Source organism: Pseudomonas sp. Colony2 (assembly GCF_019382755.1).
Taxonomy (GTDB): domain Bacteria; phylum Pseudomonadota; class Gammaproteobacteria; order Pseudomonadales; family Pseudomonadaceae; genus Aquipseudomonas.
This window is the reverse complement of sequence record NZ_CP080030.1, coordinates 5,976,769-5,977,968: the sequence shown is the minus strand read 5'-3', so window position 1 is coordinate 5,977,968 and position 1,200 is coordinate 5,976,769. Positions and strand designations below refer to the sequence as shown.

Sequence of the window (1,200 nt, the reverse complement as noted above, 5' to 3'; positions counted from 1 at the left end):
AGCAAGCTCCCTCGCCACAGGGGTTAGGTCGAGGCTTGCAGCCGGTGGGGCGACAGCATCGCTTCGCTCAACCCGAACGCCGCCAATTCATCCGGCAACGGCTTCCCGCGCACCAGCGCCGCACTGGCTTGGCCCATCGCCGGAGACGTCTGGATCCCGTAGCCGCCCTGAGCCGCAATCCAGAACAGGCCCTCCACTTGTGGATCGAACCCGCAGACCAGATCACCATCGCTGACGAAACTGCGCAACCCGGCCCAGGTCCGCGCAGGCCGGCGGATGCTCAGGGTGGTGGCTTCTTCGATGTGATAGATGCCCGTGGCAATGTCCAGCTCTTCCGGTTGCACATCGTGGGGCTCTACCGGGTCGGCATTGGCCGGTGAGCCGAGGAACATGCCGGCGTCGGGTTTCATATAGAACGAGCCGTCGAGGGCGGCCAGCTCCGGCCATGCATGGATGTTCAGCTCGGCAGGCGGGGCGAAGACGAACGCGCTGCGGCGTTTGGGTTGCAGGCCGATTTTCTGTGCACCGGCCAACTCACCGATGTGATCGGCCCAGGCCCCGGCGGCGTTGATGAGCACCGGGGCGCTGAAGTGCTGTTGTGCGGTGCGCACCTGCCACAGTCCTTGAGCGTCACGGGTCAGTTTCTGCACGTCGCTGTCGGTGTGGATCTCACCGCCATTGCGCCGAATTCCACGTAAGTAGCCCTGATAGAGCGCATCGGTATCGATGTCGCAGACGGTCGGGTCGTAGATCCCGCCATGGACTTTTTCCCGGCGCAGGATCGGCATCATGGCCATCGACTCCTCGACGTCGAGCAGTCGCGTTTCCGGCACCAGGGCTTTGGCGCTCAGGTAGTGGCGCTGCAACTCATCGGGATCGCCGATCAAGTCCACCAGCAATTCACCGCGAGGGGTGAGCAGCGGGTGTTCGGCAAAGCCTGCTGGCGGGTTATCGAAGAAGGCGCGGCTGCCCAGCGTCAGTGCGCGAACCTGGGGCGTGCCATAGGCGGCGATGTACAGGGCGGCGGAGCGGCCGGTGGAGTGGTAACCCGGCATCGACTCGCGCTCCAGCACGATGACGCGGGCATGGTGTGACAGCCAGTAGCCGGCGGATGCGCCAGCGATGCCACCGCCGATGATGAGGTAGTCGGCCTGGTTCATGTGTTCCTCCTGGATTTGAAAGCGCAGAAACCAAATGTGC

The 1,200-nt window shown here is 64.2% G+C and carries 1 protein-coding gene; it reads right to left on the bottom strand.

The features are described from left to right. Positions 1-23: 23 nt before the first annotated feature. Positions 24-1,160: an FAD-binding oxidoreductase gene (locus JV201_RS24155; protein WP_219406130.1), complete on the bottom strand. Its 1,137-nt coding sequence runs from the start codon at positions 1,158-1,160 to the stop codon at positions 24-26. Positions 1,161-1,200: the final 40 nt, after the last annotated feature.